Here is a 17,350-nt window from a genome sequence, read left to right on the forward strand (position 1 = left end):
AGTACAGATCAGCATGGCGACCTCGAACTGTGAGGAGCCTGTTTTTATGACCATTAATGTTGAACTGCCGCCTCCACTGGCGCCGTATTTTGCCGCCGCCAACGCTGGCGATATCGATGCCCAGGTGAGCCATTTCACCGCTGACGCACGCGTAAAAGACGAAGGCGAATGGCGCCAGGGCCACGCTGCCATAGCCGATTGGGCGCGCGACACCCGCGCACGTTACCAGCATCACGCCACACCGTTATCGACGGACAGCGATGCCTCGGCTGTCTTCGTCAACGCCCGGGTGGAAGGTTCGTTTCCCGGCAGCCCGGTGGTGTTGCGCTACCGTTTTGAGTTGGTCGACGGCTTGATCGATCGGCTGGAAATCGTCGCGGCATGACGGCAATGGATATGACGGCAAAGCGCGTGCTGGTGTCTGGCGGTACCCAAGGCGTGGGCGCGGTTCTGGTCGAACGTCTGGTGGCGCAGGGCGCTGAGGTTGTAACGACGGCTCGACGCGAGCCGGAAACATTGCCCGCCAACGCGCACTTTATCGCCGCTGATGTCAGCACAACGGCGGGCTGCGACACGGTATCCAACTGGGTGCTGGCACACTGGGGCGGGGTCGATATCGTGATTCATCTGGTCGGCGGATCGACCGCCCATCCTGGCGGCTTTGCTGCGCTGGACGAAGCGACCTGGCAAGCGGAGTTGTCGTTGAATTTACTGCCGGCGGTGCGCCTGGACCGTGCCTTGTTGCCCGCCATGCTGGCGCAGAAATCGGGCGTGGTGATTCACGTTACCTCCATTCAGCGCGAGTTGCCGCTGCCCGGTTCCACCACGGCTTACGCGGCGGCCAAAGCGGCCTTGTCGACCTACAGCAAAAGCCTGTCGAAAGAAGTGACGCCCAAAGGCGTGCGCGTGGTGCGCGTATCGCCGGGGTGGATCGAAACCGATGGCGCCGTGCATCTGGTGCAACGCACCGCCGCTGATGCCGGCACTGACTACGCCGGCGGCCAGAAAATCATCATGGACGCACTCGGCGGCATTCCATTGGGTCGGCCCGCCAAGCCCGCAGAAGTGGCCGACTTGATTCTGTTTTTGGTGTCCGATCGCGCCGCTGCCATTTCCGGCGCTGAATTCCGGATTGACGGCGGCACCGTGCCGACGGCCTGACAGAACCGACGAACGCAGGTTCGTCGTCCGGCTATTCAGCGCGTTCCGGCCGGGCGACCGAATTCGCGACCGCCAGAATCAGCAGGCGCAACCAGCGGTGGGCCGGGTCATCGCGGTAGCGCCGGTGCCAGGCCATATCGACCGGAAAGGTGCCCAGATCGACCGGCGGCGGCAGGATTTTCAAGCGCGGATCGTCTGCCAGCCGCCGACAAACCTGACTGGGCAGGGTGGCGCAGTAATCCGTTACGGCAATGATTTCCGGCACCGCCAGAAAATGCGTGACCGATACCGCCACTTCCCGCTTCAGTTGTTGCCGTTCCAGGGCCTGAAACAAACCCGCACGCAGGCGCCCAGGCGGCAACACATTGACGTGCTTCAGGCGCTCGTACTGCGGTCGCGTTAACCGATCGCTTACTTCCGGGTGGTCGGCACGCACCACGCAAGCCAGCGTTTCATCCATCAAATGCTGCACCACCAGATTGTCGGGCGGATCGACCATCCGGCCGATGGCGAGTGCGGTTTCGCCCGAAATAACGCCGGTCTCGGCCAGGTCGCTGCCGTAAGGCGTCAGCCGCAATCGAATGCCCGGTGCCTGTTCGCGCATGCGAGACACAATCAACGGCGCCAGCACCAGTTCGGCGTAACTGTTTGGCGCGATGACAAATTGCCGCTCCGCGCGCTGCGGATTGAAATCCTGTTGCTCCAGAATCGCTTCATCCAAGTCGCCCAACGCGGCTTCAATCACCGGCGCCAGCGCCATCGCTTTGGCCGTGGGTTGCATGCCGTAGCGTTCGCGAATGAACAGCGGATCGTTCAGCAAGCTGCGCAACCGGGTGAGGGCGTTGGACACGGCGGGTTGCGTCATGCCCAGCCGATCGGCGGCGCGGGTGACGCTGCGTTCTTCAATGAGCGCGAGCAAAATGGGCAGGAGATTCAGGTCGTATCGCATCAAGATATATTCTTTGAAAATATCTTAAATTCAAGAAATAAATTGGTCGTATGTTGTGATGGACGACCATGATGGCGTCGTTCCAAACCAATGGCGTGCCGCGACGGCCAAACTCGACGTCCGGCACTGAGATGATGACGTTGCAGGAAAGGAGAGATCGATGACTGTTCAACAATTACTGCCCGGTCGTTTGGGTTTTGGTACCGCCCCGCTGGGCAATATGTTTCGTGATATTCCCGAAGACGAAGCCCTGGCCACGGTGGCCGCTGCCTGGCAAGACGGCATCCGCTATTTCGATACCGCGCCGTTTTATGGCGCTGGCCTCGCCGAATTGCGCCTGGGCGAAGCCTTGGCCGACAAACCGCGCCAGGACTACGTGATCAGCACCAAGGTAGGCCGTTTGGTGTTGGATGAACTGGAAGACGTCAGCGCCCGCGATCTGGGCGAAAAAGGCGAGGTGTTCAAGTACGGCCGGGCCAACCGCATCGTTAACGACTACTCCGCCACCGCCACCTTGCGTTCCATTGAAGACAGCCTCAAACGGCTGCGCACCAACCGCATCGACATGGTTTGGGTGCACGATGTCGCGCAGGATTTTTACGGCGATGACTGGCTCAGCGTGTTTGAAACCGCGCGCAAAGGGGCGTTCAAGGTGTTGGACGATTTGCGCGATCAGGGCGTGATCGGCGCCTGGGGTTTGGGCGTTAACCGGGTCGAACCGATTGAGTTGCTGCTGGCGCTTGATGGCCCGCGTCCGGACGGCTTCCTGCTCGCCGGTCGTTACACCCTGCTCGATCACGACCGGGCGTTGCAGCGGCTGATGCCGGAAGTGGTGGCGCAGCAACTGGGCGTTATTGTCGGCGGGCCTTACAGCTCCGGCGCGCTCGTTGGTGGCCCGAACTTCGAATACGCCCCCATGACGCCGGGAATCCGCGAACGCGTTGCCCGTATTAAAGCGATTGCCGACCACTACAACGTCAGCATGAAAGCGGCCGGATTGCAGTTTTCACTGGCGCATCCGGCCGTGGCGGCGGTGATTCCCGGTGCCAGCAAGCCGGAGCGGATTGCTGAAGACCGGGCCGCGCTGGATGCCGTTATCCCGGCTGATTTCTGGCGCGATCTGCGTCAGGCCGGCCTGGTTTCCGAGCTGGCACCGCTGCCAATCTGAGCGCGGCCCTAATTACCGTCAGGCCGTCGCGGGGTGGCGCTTGGCGAGCGGATTGGGCAAATCGGTGATGGTGCCGCCGGCCAGTTCCGCCGCCAGCCCGACGGTTTCGTGCAATGTCGGGTGGCCGTGAATGGTCAGCGCCAGATCTTCAGTGCTGGCGCCGAATTCCAGCGCCAATGTCAGTTCACCGAGCAATTCGCCGGCGTGCGCACCGACTAAGCCGGCACCGATCAAACGGTCGCTGTCGGCGTCATAAATCAGTTTGGTGCGACCGTTGCCTTGACCCGACGCCAACGCGCGGCCACTGGCGCTCCACGGGAAAGCCGCGGTGCGAACGTTCAGGCCCTGCGCCTTGGCTTCTTTTTCGGTCAGACCCGTCCAGGCCACTTCCGGATGGGTGTAGGCGATGGACGGAATTGCCAGCGGCGCAAAGCGTGCCGGTTCGCCAGCGGCGACTTCGGCCGCAACATGGCCCTGATGGCTGGCTTTGTGCGCCAGCATCGGCTGACCGACCAGATCGCCAATCGCCAGAATGTGCGCCACGTTCGTGCGCAACTGCTCATCGACGGCCACAAAGCCGCGGTCATCCACTGTTAATCCGGCTTTCTCGGCCTGAATCAAATCGCCATTCGGACGCCGACCGACGGCCACCAGGATGGCATCGAAATCGGCGCTCACGCTTTGGTCGTTGGCGTCGGTCAGGGTGACGTTCAGTGCCGCTTCGGTGGCGCTTACGCTGTCCAGCCGCGTTTTCAGGCGGATGTCGAAACGGTCTTTGTTCTGGCGTTGGTACAGCCGCACCAAGTCGGAGTCGGCCGCCGGAATCAGTTGGTCGGCGGCTTCGACAATGGTGACGGCGCTGCCGAGGGCGCGATACACCGTCGCCATTTCCAAACCGATAATGCCGCCGCCAATTACCAGCAGGCGCTTGGGAATCTGGCTCAGTTTCAGCGCATCGGTGGAATCCCAGATGCGTTCGTCTTTGGGCAGGAAGGGCAATGCCACGACGCGCGAACCGACCGCCAGAATCAGTTGTTCAAAACGCAGCAGCGACTCGGTGCCGTTGGCATGGCTCAGGCGCAGCTGGTGGCTGTCTTCAAATACGCCAGTAGCCTGAATCACCGTCACGCCGCGTTCTTTTGCCAGCGCGCTGAGGTTGGTGGTCATGCGCTCCACGGTCTGGTCGCGAAAGCGCTGTACGGCGGCCAGTTCCGGTTGCTGCGGAGCGAAACCCAATTCCGCCAGATGTTCGTTTTCTTCGACCACGCCGGCGATGTGCAGCAGTGCCTTGGAGGGAATGCAACCGACGTTCAGACAGACACCGCCCAAGCGCTCGTAGCGTTCCACCAGCGTCACTTGCAAGCCCAGATCGGCGGCGCGAAAGGCCGCTGAATAACCACCCGGGCCACCGCCCAAAACCACCAATTGCGCTTGCGTTGTCTGTGTCATATCGGCATTCCTCCGTTATCTATCTAGTGATAGGTAGGCGAACTATAGTGACAGCCCGGCAGAGCGTCAATAGACTACCGACCGCTAGGTCAGTTTTTTGATTGCGCTGGTCACTAGCCACTGTCATCGCCAACGAATGTGAACTGCCATGAATCCCACTGCTGAACGCCTGCTGGAGCGGGCCGAAGAAACCATCCGCACGCGCGGCTATGCCGGCCTGAGTTTCCGCACGCTGGCGGACGATGTCGGCATCAAAAGCGCCAGCGTGCATTACCACTTTCCCACCAAAACGCACCTGGGCGTCGCCGTGGCGAGCCGTTATCAGGCGCGGTTCGGGCGGGCGCTGGAACAAATTTCTCAACGCGTCGACGAACCGCAGGAACAGCTGCGGCAGTTTGTCGACATCTACGGCAGCGAGCTGCGCGCCGGCAATAATCGTCTGACCATCTGCATGATGCTGGCGGCAGAGAAAGATTCGTTACCCGATGAAGTGAACCGTTGTGTGTCGTCGTTTTATCAATTGAATCTCGATTGGCTGAGCGCCGTTCTGCAACAGTTAGGCGACGCCGACCCGGCCAATCGCGCCCGGCAAATTCTGGCGCTGCTGCAAGGCGCCGTGCTGGGTTCGAAAACCCTCACCGACATCGATTATTTCGAGGCCGCCGCCGCCGCCGTGATGCAGTTGGTCGGGGTACCGTCGCCAACGCTGGCCGCGAACTAGGCCTGCATCTTGCTGTGCAACCCGGTTGCTGAAAGCCGCGCCACGATCACAAGGAGTCCATTGCTGTATGCGGGTGTTATTTGCCGCGCCGGAAACTGCCTGGGGCGGAATTCTGGCGCGTTTTCAAGCCGCCTTGCCGGAGGTTGAATTCGTCGCCACCGGTTTTAACCCGACCAGCCTTGCCGGTTTCGAGGTGGTGATTCCGACCATGAGCCAACTCGATGCTGCGCTGATTGAGGGCGCCGACCGGTTGCAACTGATTCAGCAAATGGGCGCGGGCCTCGAAGGCGTCGATCTGGCCGCCGCCGAGCGCGCCGGTGTCGCCGTGGCAAATGTCCCAACGGCCGGTTCCGGCAACGCCGATTCGGTGGCGGAACTCGCCATGTATCTGATGCTGGCGTTACTGCGCCGCGCGCCGGAACACGCCCAGACGCTCGCCGCCGGTCTGATGGGGCAACCGACCGGCCAAAGTCTGTTTGGCAAACGCGTCGGTCTGGTCGGCTTTGGTGCTATTGGTCAGGCATTGAGTCAGCGCTTGGCGCCGTTCGGCGTGCGCCAATGCGCCATCAAACGCAGCGCCGATGCTGCTTTGGCGGGTGCCTTCGGTCTGGACTGGCTCGGCGGCCGCGACGACTTACCGCGCCTGCTGGCGGAATCCGACATCGTTGTGCTGGCCTTGCCTGATGCCGCCGACAGCCACGGCCTGATCAACGCCGAACGCCTGGCGCAGATGCAGCCGGGCAGCTTTCTGGTCAACGTCGGTCGCGGTGGACTGATTGAGCGCGATGCCTTGTTCGCGGCGTTGCAATCGGGCCATCTGGCTGGCGCCGGGCTGGACGTTTTCTGGCAGGAACCGCCCGATACGAACGATCCGATTTTCCACTGCAATCTGGTAGCAACGCCGCACGTCGGCGGACTGACGGACCGGTCGGTGACCGGCATCCTGAACGCCAGTGTCGATAACATCCGCCGGCTGATGCGCAGCGAAGCGCTGCACGATCGGCGCGTTTGAATTCATTTGAGGACTCCATGACTGACACCCCAACGACGCTCTGGCAACAAGCCGAAGGCATTGCCAGCGGCCGATTGAACCCGGTTGAGTTGACCGAAACCGCGCTTGCCAAAGCGACCCAGTCCGAATCTGTTTTTATCGCCATCCTGTCCGAACGGGCGCGCTTTGAAGCGGAACAATCGCGTGCGCGTCAGCAGGCCGGCCAGCGGCTCAGCCCGATCGACGGCGTGCCGATTGCTTGGAAAGATCTGGTCGATATGGCCGGCACCGTCACCACCGCGGGCAGCCAGTTGTACGACACCCCGGCCACGCAAGACGCCGAAGCGGTGCGTCTGGCGACGCAGGCCGGGCTGGTGTCGGTCGGCAAGGTGAACATGACTGAACTGGCGTATTCCGGCCTGGGGCTGAACCCGCATTACGGCACGCCGACGCTCAAGCGCAGCGGCCCGGCCCGCGTTCCCGGCGGTTCCAGCAGTGGCTCGGCGATGGCCGTGGCGCAAGGCATTGTGACCGCTGCTATTGGTTCCGATACCGCCGGTTCGCTGCGCATTCCGGCCGCGTTCAACGGTTTGGTGTCGTACCGGCCGTCGATGGACCGGCCCAAAATGGGCGGCGTGCATCCGTTGTCACGTTCAATGGATACGCTCGGCGTACTGGCGCGAACGTTGGCCGATGTGCTGGCGGTAGACGACGCCATGCGTCTGGGTCGTGTTGAACATCGCGCGCCCGTTGCCGCGAGCGAAATCCGCGTCATTCTCGACACTGATGCCCTGGCCGATCCGTTTATTTCCGAACCGGTGCGCGCCAATTTGCTGGCCGCCGCCGAGCGTTTTGAAGCGGCCGGCGTGCGCGTGATTCGTCGCCCGGTCGCAGCCATTCAGGATGCCTTGGCAGCCATTGCCAGCAACGGCTGGCTGGGCGGCATGGAGGCCTACACCGAATACAAAGACCTAATCGAATCGCGCCCGGCTGGCGATTTCGACCCGCGTGTGCGCGACCGTTTACTGACCGTCAAAGACGCCGGGCCGGATCGCGTCATTCGCCTGTATCGCGCGCGCCAGCAACTGCTGTTGGACTTGGCCGCGCAGCTCGATGGCGCCTTGTTGATATCGCCGACGGTTGCGAACGTTGCACCCGAACTGGCGCCGCTGCTAAGCGACGATGCACTCTATGCCAAGGTGAATCTGGAAGCGCTGCGCCTGACCATGGCGGCCAGTTTATTGACTTGCCCGGCGGTCGCGTTGCCAACCGGAACCGACGCCGGGGGCTTGCCAACTTCGGTACAATTAACGGCGTTGCCGGGCGGCGACGAACGCCTGCTGCGCACCGCGCTCACGCTCGAAACGCTGGCCGCAGGCTGACCTTGTAACCGCGCTAACAGATCACATTTACAGCGCAGATGAGAGCTCTCAGCGGAGAATCGTTATGGAGTTCAAAGACTATTATCGCGTGCTCGGCGTGGCAGACAGCGCCGACGCAGCCGAGATCAAAAAGGCCTATCGCAAACTGGCGCGGCAATATCACCCCGACGTCAGCAAGGCCGACGATGCCGAAGCCCGTTTCAAAGAAGTGGGCGAGGCGTACGAAGTGCTTGGCGATGCCAAACGTCGCGCCGAATACGATCAGTTGCGGCAATTGCGTGCCAGCGGCGTGGGCGGTCGCGGCCAGTCGCGGCACTACAGCGACGCCGATTTTAATCGTCAGTTCGGGGATTTTTTTGAATCCGTCTTTGGCGGCATGAATGGCGGAATGGGCGCTCGTGGCGGTCGTCAAAACTGGCAGGCTGCGTTCGATCAACGCGGCCAGGACGTCACTCACCCCATTCGTCTGACGCTGGAAGAAGCGGTCAACGGCGTCGAGCGCGAAATCCGTTTGCGTTTGCCCGACGACGGCTGGAACCCGGGTCAGTCCCGTACGCGCACACTCAAAATCAAAGTGCCGGCCGGTGTGTTGCCGGGCCAGCGCATTCGACTGGCCGGGCAAGGCGGACCGGGTGCTGGTAAAGGCGCGGCGGGCGATTTGTTTTTGGAAGTTGAGTTTGCTGAACATCTGCGCTTTGAGGTGGACGGGCGCGACCTGAAATTGACCTTGCCGGTCACGCCTTGGGAAGCCGCGCTGGGCGCCAAAGTCATGGTGCCGACGCTGCAAGGTGCGGTGCGTTTAACGGTGCCCAAAGGTTCGACATCGGGCAAAAAACTGCGCTTAAAAGAACGCGGTCTGGGCCAGAATCCGGCCGGCGATCTGGTGGTGACATTGGAGCTGGTGCTGCCGGAAAAACATTCGGCAGCGGCCGAACAACTGTACCGGGAACTGGGTCAATTGCAGGGCGATTTTAACCCCAGACGCAAGCTGGAAACCTCAGACTGACGGCGCAGCTTCGTCCTGGCTGACGACGCGATTACGGCCTGAACGTTTGGCCTGATAAACGCGGGCGTCAGCCAGTTGCAGTGCAGCAGCAAAGCCGGCGCTGCCGGTAAATTCGGCAACGCCGGCACTGAATTGCAAGGTCAATTCCTGGCCGTCGAGATTGATGGTCCGGTCGGCCAATAATTCGCGTAATTGATCAACCACATCGGCCGCGCGCGCCAGACTCAACTTCTCAAAAATCAACACGAATTCTTCGCCGCCCCAACGGCAAACAATGTCGCTTTGCTTCAGATTATTGCGCAGCACTTTGGCAACCGTCGCCAGTGCCTGATCGCCAATGGCGTGGCCGTAATGGTCGTTAATTTGCTTGAAATGATCGATGTCGATCAACGCTACCGACGCCTGCTGGCGCGGGTCGTGCCATTGTTCCAGGCTGCGTTCCAAACCGGCGCGATTGACCAGACGAGTCAACGGATCGGTAAGCGAATTCTGGCGATGCGTTTCAACAGTGAACTTAATCGCCCGATAGGATTGCAAATGAATCCATTCGGAAATCAGCGACAGCGCCACTAAAAATGCCAGCGCAATAATCAGACGGACGCGGCCGTCCTGTGGGTAGTGATAGGCAAACTGCGGGTGAAAAAATTGCGCCGCTGCCGCCACGACCAAAAACGACACACCCAGATAAACGCCCAGCCGTAATCCGGCGATCATGATCATCAACACCACCAGACCAAAGGCGAAATAGACGCCGGTGCCGGCATGGCCGCCGGTGACGATCAAATAGACGTTAAACAACCACAATAAAATCGACAGTAATTGGCTGGTCAGTTTGGTTTGTTGCCGTTGGTGCGCACCAGCCACCAGACCGGCGGTGGCGCCAATCATCAGTGCCAGAATGGTGGCTAATTCCCAGCGCTGATGCAGCACCGAGACGATCAGAAAAGGCACCATCACCAAATTGCCAGCGATGATAAAAAAACGCATCAACAGGAGTTTTCGCTGCAGCTCGATTTCTTCCGGGGTCTTGCCTGAACGCAACATGCGCATCCTTATTCGGTAGGGCTGTTTGCAGCTTAGACGCTGAACTCTGTTCGTGCCTGTCAGGAGGTGGAATGAGTCGCGCCGTCGAGCGTGTAAAAACGATGACGCCGTTGCCACAGCAAAGCCGTGAGGCCGAGTGCGACCAACGAAAATATCAACAAGGTCCAGCCAAAGCCGAATGATTCGGCGACCGCGCCCATGCTGAACGCGCCAATGGACGGCGCACCCAGACTCACCATCGACCAGATACTCAACACCCGGCCGCGATAGGCGTTGTCGACCGTCAGTTGCAGCAGCGCCTGGCTGCCGGTGCCGATGACCGTCATAAACAGACTCGACACAAAAATAACCGGCACCATCGCCACCAGACCGTGCAACAAAATAACTGGCATCAACACCAATGCGCTGACGCACAACGCAAGGTACACCAACCAACTGATGCGACCGGGATTGCCGCTTTGGCGCGATGTCACCCAGCCGCCGAGAATGGAACCGGCGCCGGCGCTGGCGGTCAGCGTTGCCAAAGCGCTGGGCGTGCCGCCCGCCAGGTGCCCGGAAATCGCCGGCAGTAATTCGGTCACCGAACGGCCGAGCAAACCGTTGACCAGCGTCATCGCCAGAATCAACCGGATCATCGGGGTCTGGGCGATAAAGCGGAAACCAGCGCCCATGTCGTTCAACACACTGGCCGGTTGGTCGCGCTCGGCGGCCGGCGCGTTGGGCAGACGGCGCAACAGAATGGCGGTGGTGACGAACAAGGCCGTCGCCAATGCAAACACCCAGAACGGGCCGCTGACAGTCAACAAGGCGGCGGCCAACGCCGGGCCGATGATGCGTGAGGTATTGAACACGATGGCCGAATAGCCGATGCCGCTGGGCAATAATTCGCGCGGCAAAATGCGCGGCATTAACGCCAGGCGCATCGGCTGGTGGGCGGCGGTAACGCTGCCAAACGCCAGTGCGAACAGCAGCAGCGGTTCAATGCTCAGCCGACCGAGCAGATAGAGCGCGGTCAGCGTCACGGCGATCAAGGTGTTGCAGGTGGCGGTGATGATGATGCCGTTGCGGGTGTCGAGCCGGTCGGACAACACGCCGAACAACGGCGACAGCGCAAAGGTTGGCACCAGCAACAGCGCGCTGACGGCGCCGACCCAAAAGGCCGATTCGGTCAGATGCCAGGCAAACCAACCGATCATAAAACGCACGATCCAGGTGCCTAAGGTGGCGAAGCAGGCAGCGAGAAAATAAGGGCGGAAAACGGGTTCACTGAAGGCGGTACGACGAGATTTGGAAATGGACGGGGACGACATGCTGAACCTATCTGACAGAAGCCGTCATGCTAGGCGCGTCGTCGTCGTTTGACCAGTTGAATCAGGCTATCGGCCGCGTCGCCAGCCGGATTATTTCAACGTCAGATGGCTGGTGTCGGGCGGTTTTGGGACGTCGTCCTGGGCTGCGCCGGTGGTGTCGCGCAAATCGGCACCGGTGTCCGACAACGACAAACCGGATACCGCTACTGCCGCCGGTTGCTGCGGTCGCTCATCCAATACATCGGCGCCGGTCTGCGCCAGGCTTAACGAAGAGGTATCGATGGATACTGGCGCGGCGGTTGGTTGTATGGGGCGTGGATCGGCCGGTGCCGGCGCGCCTTCAGGCACCACAATCAGCTCGGCGCCGATGTCGCGCAGCGCGCGCTGATAACGCGCAACCGTCACCTCTGCCACGCGCAATTTGATGACCTCGGTGCGGCCGGAAAAATAGGTCGCAACGCGGGCGTCGTCGGTCTTGAACAGCACGGCGAGATCGCGTCGCACCTGATCGGCCGAATAGCCGTCCAGAACGTCGCCACGGTAATAAAGATCGAAATAGGTCTGGCTCATCGCTTGGTCTCAGCGGGTGTCCAATCGCAGATGGTTCAGTTTCAGGTTGGCCTTGGGGTAGGCAATGCACGGCAGAATCCAGCCGTCGGCCTGCTGGCCGCCGTTGAGACCATAAGGGTGGCGGCCGCGATAGTCCACCGCACCCGACATCAGCCGACAGCGGCACACGCCACAAACGCCGTTAACGCACGCCTTGCGCAACACAACGCCCTGTTCGGCCAGGGCGTCGTACAGCGTCTGGTCGGTGTCGCCGGGCACGCGCTCGGGTGTCATTTGCAGTAAACGAAATTCAACCAGACTCATAGGAAATACCCGGAGGCACAGCGGCAGAAGAGGGCAGGACGGCATGCTAACGCGTCCGACCAGCGACGCACAACACCGGCGAAGCGCGACTGCACTGCGACTAATTGTCTACAAATAAGGGTTGAAGCCTCGGTTTTGATGCCGTTTAATCGCCGAACTTTTAAACATTGTAGACAATCCATGGAAGCCAGAACCCAGACCGACCGCATCTACCAACAACTGCTGGACGCCATTATCCAGGGTCAGATTGCGCCATTGAGCCGGTTGCGCGAATCGGACCTGGCGCACGATCTGGGCATCAGTCGCGGGCCGTTGCGCGAAGCGCTGGCGCGACTGGAAAGTCGCAAGCTGGTGCGCAAGGTGCCGCATGTGGGCGCGCAGGTGGTGGGGTTTGAACGGGCTGAATTGATCGAGTTGTATCAGATTCGCGAAAACCTCGAAGCCCTGGCTTGCGAGCTGGCGGTGGACCGCATGAGCGACGCCGATCTGGACGAACTCGGCGCGGTGCTGGAGCGCCACGCCCGCTACCTGGACGACCAGGATGGCCAGTTCTACATTCAGCAGGACGGCGATTTGGACTTCCATTTCAAAATCATTCAGGCCAGCGGCAACCGTTGGTTGATCAGCCTGCTGTGCGATGAGCTGTATCAGCGGGTGCGGATGTTTCGTTACCAGTCGGCGCACCATCGCCGCCGTCCGCGCCAGGCGCTGGAAGAACACCAACGCATATACGAGGCACTGCGTCAGCGCGACGGTGAACTCGCCGCCCTGCTGATGAAACGCCACATTCGCTCGGCGCGAGCCGTGCTCGAACAACTCACCGAGGAGGCTCCGCAATGAGCGCCGGATACCGTTTTCGCCAGGCGTTGGCCCGGCATCAACCGCTGCCGATTGTCGGCACCGTTAACGCCTACAGCGCCATGCTGGCCGAGCGTGCCGGCCACGACGCCATCTATCTGTCCGGCGGCGGTGTCGCCAATGCGTCCTTTGGTTTGCCCGATCTGGGTGTCACCACGTTAAACGATGTGGCCGAAGATGCGCGCCGTATTACCGCGGCCTGTGAGTTGCCGTTGCTGGTCGACATCGACACCGGTTTCGGCGGTGCGTTTTCCATCGCCCGCTGCATTGCCGAAATGGAACGCGCCGGCGTGGCGGCGGTGCACATTGAAGATCAGGTACCGCAAAAACGTTGTGGGCATCGGCCGAATAAAGAAATCGTCTCCAGCGAAGAAATGGTTGACCGCATCAAGGCCTGTGTTGATGCACGCAAAGACGATGGCTTTTTCATCATGGCGCGCACCGATGCCTTTGCGCAGGAAGGTTTGCAGGCGGCGCTTGATCGCGCCGCTGCCTGTGTCGAGGCCGGTGCCGACGGCATCTTCGCCGAAGCGGTGCACACGCTCGATGATTACCGTGCCTTCACCAAAGCCCTGAACGTGCCGGTGCTGGCGAACATCACCGAATTTGGCCAGACGCCTTTGTTTAATCAACGCGAATTAGCGGAGGTCGGCGTTGCCATGGTGCTGTATCCGTTGAGTGCGTTTCGCGCGATGAGTCAGGCGGCGTTGGCGGTTTACCAAAGCATTGTCGACAACGGCGACCAGAAAGCCGTGGTTGAACGCATGCAAACACGTGAAGAGCTTTATGACGTGCTGGGTTATCACGATTACGAAGCCAAGCTGGATGCGTTGTTTAATGCGAAGAAATAGCAGAAATAAAGGGCGTTGGGTTTAACAACAATAACAATCAAAACAGGAGGCCAAGATGGTTGATAAACAACTCGGCGGCGCTGGCTTACGAGGCCAGGTCGCGGGCGAAACCAAACTCTGCACCGTCGGCAAATCCGGCAGTGGTTTGACCTATCTGGGTTACGACATTCAGGCCCTGGCCGACCAGGCCGATTTCGAAGAAGTTACCTACTTATTGCAATACGGCGAACTGCCCAGCCGCAGCGAATTGGACGACTACCTCGACCGCCTGGCACCGCTGCGCAAATTACCGCAACCGCTGCTGGAAACGCTCGAACGCATTCCCGCCTCGGCGCATCCGATGGATGTGATGCGCACCGGCTGTTCGATGCTCGGCGTGCTGGAACCGGAGCTGAGTTTTACCGATCAGGATGCAGCCATTGAACGTTTGCTCGCTGCCTTTCCCGGCATCATCTGCTACTGGTTTCATTTCAGCCGCAGCGGCAAACGCATCGACACCGACAGCGGCGCTGAAAGCATTGCCGAACATTTTTTAACCTTGCTGCATCAAAAAGCGCCGCCGCTGAATCACATCAAGGTGATGCACGCGTCCCTGATTCTGTATGCCGAACACGAATTCAACGCCTCGACCTTCACCGCCCGCGTTGCCGCCAGCACGCTGACCGATATTCACAGCGCGGTCACCGGCGCCATCGGCACTTTGCGCGGCCCGTTGCACGGCGGTGCCAACGAAGCGGCAATGGCGATGATCGAAAGCTTCAAAGACCCAAACGACGCCGAACAGCAATTGCTCGCCATGCTGGCGCGCAAAGACAAAATCATGGGTTTCGGCCACGCCATCTATCGCACCAGCGATCCGCGCAACGCCATCATCAAAGCCTGGGCAAAAAAACTCGCCGACGCCGATGGCGACCATCGCCTGTACGACATCGCCGAACGCTGCGAAGCAGTGATGTGGCGCGAAAAAGAACTCTTCCCCAACGCCGATTTTTTCCACGCTCCGGCTTATCACGCTCTGGGCATTCCGACGCCGCTGTTCACGCCCATTTTTGTTATGGCACGCGCCGCCGGCTGGACCGCGCACATCAAAGAGCAACGTGCCAACAACCGAATTATTCGACCGAGTGCCAATTACATCGGGCCGGAACCGAGGGAATTTACGCCGCTGGAGCGACGGTGATTTTCGGGAGACGCTTGGGTGCTACGCACCCGGGAGCGGTTCGCCGCCCGGACGGGAGACGCTGAATAGCGGCGACGGTTTTGCTCTTCGCTAACTGGCGTCTCCCGTCTCCCGGGTGCGCAGCACCCAAGCGTCTCCCATCAACAAAAACCAAAGGAACAAACAGCGCATGAGTTCAAACGTTGATACAAACAACAGACCCGACTACGACGACGTTTTGCAGGCCATTGCCGATTACGTGCTCGACTACGACATCACCAGTGCAGAAGCCTGGGACACCGCCCGCAATTGTTTGATGGACACGCTCGGCTGCGGTCTGTTGGCGTTGCGCTTTCCCGAATGCACCAAACATCTGGGCCCGATTGTCGAAGGCACCATCGTGCCCAATGGCGCGCGTGTGCCAGGCACTCAGTTGCGGCTCGACCCAGTAAAAGCCGCCTGGGACATCGGCGCCATCGTGCGTTGGCTCGATTACAACGACACCTGGCTTGCCGCCGAGTGGGGTCACCCGTCCGATAATCTGGGTGGCATTCTAGCCGTGGCCGATTATTTGTCGCAGCAAAAGGTGGCGCGTGGCGAAGCGCCGTTGACGATGGACGCCGTGCTCGAAGCCATGATCAAAGCGCACGAAATTCAGGGCGTGTTGGCGCTAGAAAATTCGTTCAACCGGGTGGGTCTGGATCACGTTGTTCTGGTGAAAGTCGCATCAACGGCCGTGGTCGGCAAATTGATGGGCGCGACGCGTGAACAATTATTGAGCGCCTTGTCGCACGCCTGGGTTGATGGTCAATCGCTGCGCACTTATCGCCATGCGCCCAACGCCGGTTCACGCAAAAGCTGGGCGGCCGGTGACGCCACCAGCCGAGCGGTGCGCCTGGTCGATATCGCCTTGCGTGGCGAGATGGGCATTCCTGGCGCGCTGACCGCGCCGCAGTGGGGTTTTTACGACGTGCTGTTCAGCAAGACCAATAAAGACCAACAAGTAAAACCTGAGCAAGATCGCCGGTTTAAATTCCAGCGCGATTACGGCAGTTATGTGATGGAAAACGTGCTGTTCAAAATCAGTTTTCCGGCTGAATTCCATGCGCAAACGGCAGCCGAAGCGGCGGTGACCTTGCATCCGCAAGTGGTCGATCGCCTTGATGACATTGAGCGCATTGTTATCACCACACACGAATCGGCGATCCGCATTATTTCCAAAGTCGGTCCGCTGGCAAACGCTGCCGACCGCGACCATTGTTTGCAATACATGACCGCCGTGCCGCTGTTGTTCGGCAACTTAGTCGCTGAACATTACGAAGACGATTTCCACGCCGCCCACCCGGAAATTGACCGACTGCGCGACAAGATGGAGATCGTTGAAGACAAACGCTACAGCGCTGAATATCACGAGGCTGACAAGCGCTCCATCGCCAACGCCATCCAGGTATTTTTCAGCGATGGCAGTTCCACGCAGCAAGTGGCGGTGGAATACCCAATCGGCCATCGCCGCCGGCGCGAGCAAGGCATTCCGTTGCTGGAGCAGAAATTCCGCGCCAATCTGGCGACGCGTTTCCCAGCGGCGCGCGCGCAGCAGATATTCGAGTTGTGCACCGACGCCGACCGGCTGAAACAAACGCCGGTGCATCGGTTTATGGATCAGTGGGTGATTTGAAGATAAAAAATGGCGGCTTAAAAGCCGCCATTTTTTTCGTTAGCTCAAGCGGCTTGGTGCAGAAATTCGTCAGCCGAACGGATGCCTTCCCGACGCAAACACACTTTAAACAGGCTGAATAAATTTTTGGCCGTGGCATTGCCCTTGGGGCCGACCATCCGACGCAAACTGGCTTCCTGCATGTTCAAATTGTTGGCAACCTCAGCGAACGCCTGAGTGCCGTTCAGATAGTCACGCAGCAATGAATTACCAACAACGATGTCGCCTTCCAGATAAGACTCCAGCGCTTCCAGCAGGAGTTCCTTGCGGTAGTCTGCGTTTTTGCACAGTTCCATGACGGTGTCTTTGAATTCTCGGGTGAGGGCCATGGTCGATGTCCTATGTGGTTACGCTTTTCTGACTAAATAGTCGGTCAGGTACTGTTGGGCGTTTTTGATGATGGCGTTTTGGTCGGCTTTGGTACTGCCTGCGAATAAAACAATCAGTTGGTCGCCGTCGATAAAGTAATAAAGCCGATAGCCAGGGCCGTAATGGATGCGTCGCTCCTGCAAACCTTTGCCATCCGTGATGGCTTTGTGATCACCAAAGTTGCCTGCTTCCATCTGCTTAATGGCTTTGGTGATCTTGGCCTGTGCCCGGGCATCTTTTAGCTGGGACAACCAGCGCCCGAAAGGGCTCTTTCCGTCCGGACTCTGATATTCCAGGGCGATTCGCTTAATAGCGGGTGACGCCATCAGTCAAACTCCTTTTTGA

General features: G+C 59.9%; 19 protein-coding genes. 11 read left to right on the top strand and 8 right to left on the bottom strand.

Annotated elements, in window-relative coordinates; genetic code table 11:
- Positions 1 to 46 precede the first annotated feature (46 nt).
- Together DW349_RS05435 and DW349_RS05440 are read left to right on the top strand one after the other, a co-directional pair.
- Positions 47 to 385, top strand: coding sequence for a nuclear transport factor 2 family protein (locus DW349_RS05435; RefSeq protein ID WP_157954437.1), 339 nt, complete (start codon positions 47 to 49; stop codon positions 383 to 385).
- Positions 382 to 1,161 (top strand): SDR family oxidoreductase, encoded by a 780-nt coding sequence (locus DW349_RS05440; RefSeq protein WP_108126948.1) that lies wholly within the window; start codon positions 382 to 384, stop codon positions 1,159 to 1,161. The genes DW349_RS05435 and DW349_RS05440 overlap by 4 nt, the downstream gene beginning before the upstream one ends.
- A gap of 31 nt (positions 1,162 to 1,192) precedes the next feature.
- Here the strand turns inward: DW349_RS05440 and DW349_RS05445 are convergent, their stop codons facing one another.
- Positions 1,193 to 2,110, bottom strand: a complete 918-nt coding sequence (locus tag DW349_RS05445; protein WP_108126946.1) for a LysR family transcriptional regulator — start codon at positions 2,108 to 2,110, stop codon at positions 1,193 to 1,195.
- Between the two features lie 160 nt (positions 2,111 to 2,270).
- Between DW349_RS05445 and DW349_RS05450 the strand changes: the two genes are divergently transcribed.
- Positions 2,271 to 3,278, top strand: coding sequence for an aldo/keto reductase (locus tag DW349_RS05450; protein ID WP_108126943.1), 1,008 nt, complete (start codon positions 2,271 to 2,273; stop codon positions 3,276 to 3,278).
- An 18-nt stretch (positions 3,279 to 3,296) separates the two neighbouring features.
- Here DW349_RS05450 and lpdA read toward each other — a convergent pair whose 3' ends face one another.
- Positions 3,297 to 4,727: a dihydrolipoyl dehydrogenase gene (gene lpdA, locus DW349_RS05455; protein WP_108126941.1), complete on the bottom strand. Its 1,431-nt coding sequence runs from the start codon at positions 4,725 to 4,727 to the stop codon at positions 3,297 to 3,299.
- A gap of 148 nt (positions 4,728 to 4,875) precedes the next feature.
- On the opposite strand from lpdA, the gene DW349_RS05460 reads away from it, so the two are divergent.
- From DW349_RS05460 to DW349_RS05475, 4 genes are all read left to right on the top strand, one after another.
- A complete protein-coding gene (locus DW349_RS05460) occupies positions 4,876 to 5,448 on the top strand; it encodes a TetR/AcrR family transcriptional regulator (protein WP_108126939.1) in 573 nt (190 codons plus the stop codon).
- A gap of 67 nt (positions 5,449 to 5,515) precedes the next feature.
- Positions 5,516 to 6,460: a 2-hydroxyacid dehydrogenase gene (locus DW349_RS05465; RefSeq protein ID WP_108126937.1), complete on the top strand. Its 945-nt coding sequence runs from the start codon at positions 5,516 to 5,518 to the stop codon at positions 6,458 to 6,460.
- Positions 6,461 to 6,477: 17 nt separating this feature from the next.
- Complete coding sequence (locus DW349_RS05470; protein WP_108126935.1) at positions 6,478 to 7,821, top strand: amidase family protein; 1,344 nt, start codon at positions 6,478 to 6,480, stop codon at positions 7,819 to 7,821.
- A 64-nt stretch (positions 7,822 to 7,885) separates the two neighbouring features.
- A complete protein-coding gene (locus tag DW349_RS05475; RefSeq protein WP_108126933.1) occupies positions 7,886 to 8,827 on the top strand; it encodes a DnaJ C-terminal domain-containing protein in 942 nt (313 codons plus the stop codon).
- Here the strand turns inward: DW349_RS05475 and DW349_RS05480 are convergent.
- The 4 genes from DW349_RS05480 to DW349_RS05495 form a co-directional block, all read right to left on the bottom strand.
- A complete protein-coding gene (locus DW349_RS05480) occupies positions 8,819 to 9,871 on the bottom strand; it encodes a GGDEF domain-containing protein (RefSeq protein ID WP_157954436.1) in 1,053 nt (350 codons plus the stop codon). The genes DW349_RS05475 and DW349_RS05480 overlap by 9 nt on opposite strands.
- A 59-nt stretch (positions 9,872 to 9,930) precedes the next feature.
- The gene (locus DW349_RS05485) at positions 9,931 to 11,181 is read right to left on the bottom strand and encodes an MFS transporter (protein WP_108126929.1); all 1,251 of its coding nucleotides are present in this window, start codon (positions 11,179 to 11,181) and stop codon (positions 9,931 to 9,933) included.
- 90 nt (positions 11,182 to 11,271) lie between these two features.
- Positions 11,272 to 11,751 (bottom strand): hypothetical protein, encoded by a 480-nt coding sequence (locus DW349_RS05490; protein ID WP_108126927.1) that lies wholly within the window; start codon positions 11,749 to 11,751, stop codon positions 11,272 to 11,274.
- Positions 11,752 to 11,760: 9 nt separating this feature from the next.
- Positions 11,761 to 12,054, bottom strand: coding sequence for a 2Fe-2S iron-sulfur cluster-binding protein (locus DW349_RS05495; protein WP_157954435.1), 294 nt, complete (start codon positions 12,052 to 12,054; stop codon positions 11,761 to 11,763).
- A gap of 180 nt (positions 12,055 to 12,234) precedes the next feature.
- On the opposite strand from DW349_RS05495, the gene DW349_RS05500 reads away from it, so the two are divergent.
- The 4 genes from DW349_RS05500 to prpD all read left to right on the top strand — a co-directional run bounded on the left by DW349_RS05500 (position 12,235) and on the right by prpD (position 16,597).
- Positions 12,235 to 12,894: a GntR family transcriptional regulator gene (locus DW349_RS05500; protein ID WP_108126923.1), complete on the top strand. Its 660-nt coding sequence runs from the start codon at positions 12,235 to 12,237 to the stop codon at positions 12,892 to 12,894.
- Positions 12,891 to 13,763: a methylisocitrate lyase gene (gene prpB, locus DW349_RS05505; protein ID WP_108126921.1), complete on the top strand. Its 873-nt coding sequence runs from the start codon at positions 12,891 to 12,893 to the stop codon at positions 13,761 to 13,763. The genes DW349_RS05500 and prpB overlap by 4 nt, the downstream gene beginning before the upstream one ends.
- A 55-nt stretch (positions 13,764 to 13,818) precedes the next feature.
- On the top strand, positions 13,819 to 14,943 hold the full coding sequence (gene prpC, locus DW349_RS05510; protein WP_108126919.1) for a bifunctional 2-methylcitrate synthase/citrate synthase: 1,125 nt from the start codon (positions 13,819 to 13,821) through the stop codon (positions 14,941 to 14,943).
- Positions 14,944 to 15,112: 169 nt separating this feature from the next.
- On the top strand, positions 15,113 to 16,597 hold the full coding sequence (gene prpD / locus DW349_RS05515; protein ID WP_108126917.1) for a 2-methylcitrate dehydratase: 1,485 nt from the start codon (positions 15,113 to 15,115) through the stop codon (positions 16,595 to 16,597).
- Positions 16,598 to 16,641: 44 nt separating this feature from the next.
- Here the strand turns inward: prpD and DW349_RS05520 are convergent, their stop codons facing one another.
- Positions 16,642 to 16,965, bottom strand: a complete 324-nt coding sequence (locus tag DW349_RS05520; RefSeq protein WP_108126915.1) for a hypothetical protein — start codon at positions 16,963 to 16,965, stop codon at positions 16,642 to 16,644.
- Between the two features lie 18 nt (positions 16,966 to 16,983).
- Positions 16,984 to 17,331: a type II toxin-antitoxin system RelE/ParE family toxin gene (locus tag DW349_RS05525; protein ID WP_108126913.1), complete on the bottom strand. Its 348-nt coding sequence runs from the start codon at positions 17,329 to 17,331 to the stop codon at positions 16,984 to 16,986.
- Positions 17,332 to 17,350 lie beyond the last annotated feature (19 nt).

Origin of the sequence: Saccharospirillum mangrovi (assembly GCF_003367315.1) — a bacterium.
GTDB lineage: Bacteria > Pseudomonadota > Gammaproteobacteria > Pseudomonadales > Natronospirillaceae > Saccharospirillum > Saccharospirillum mangrovi.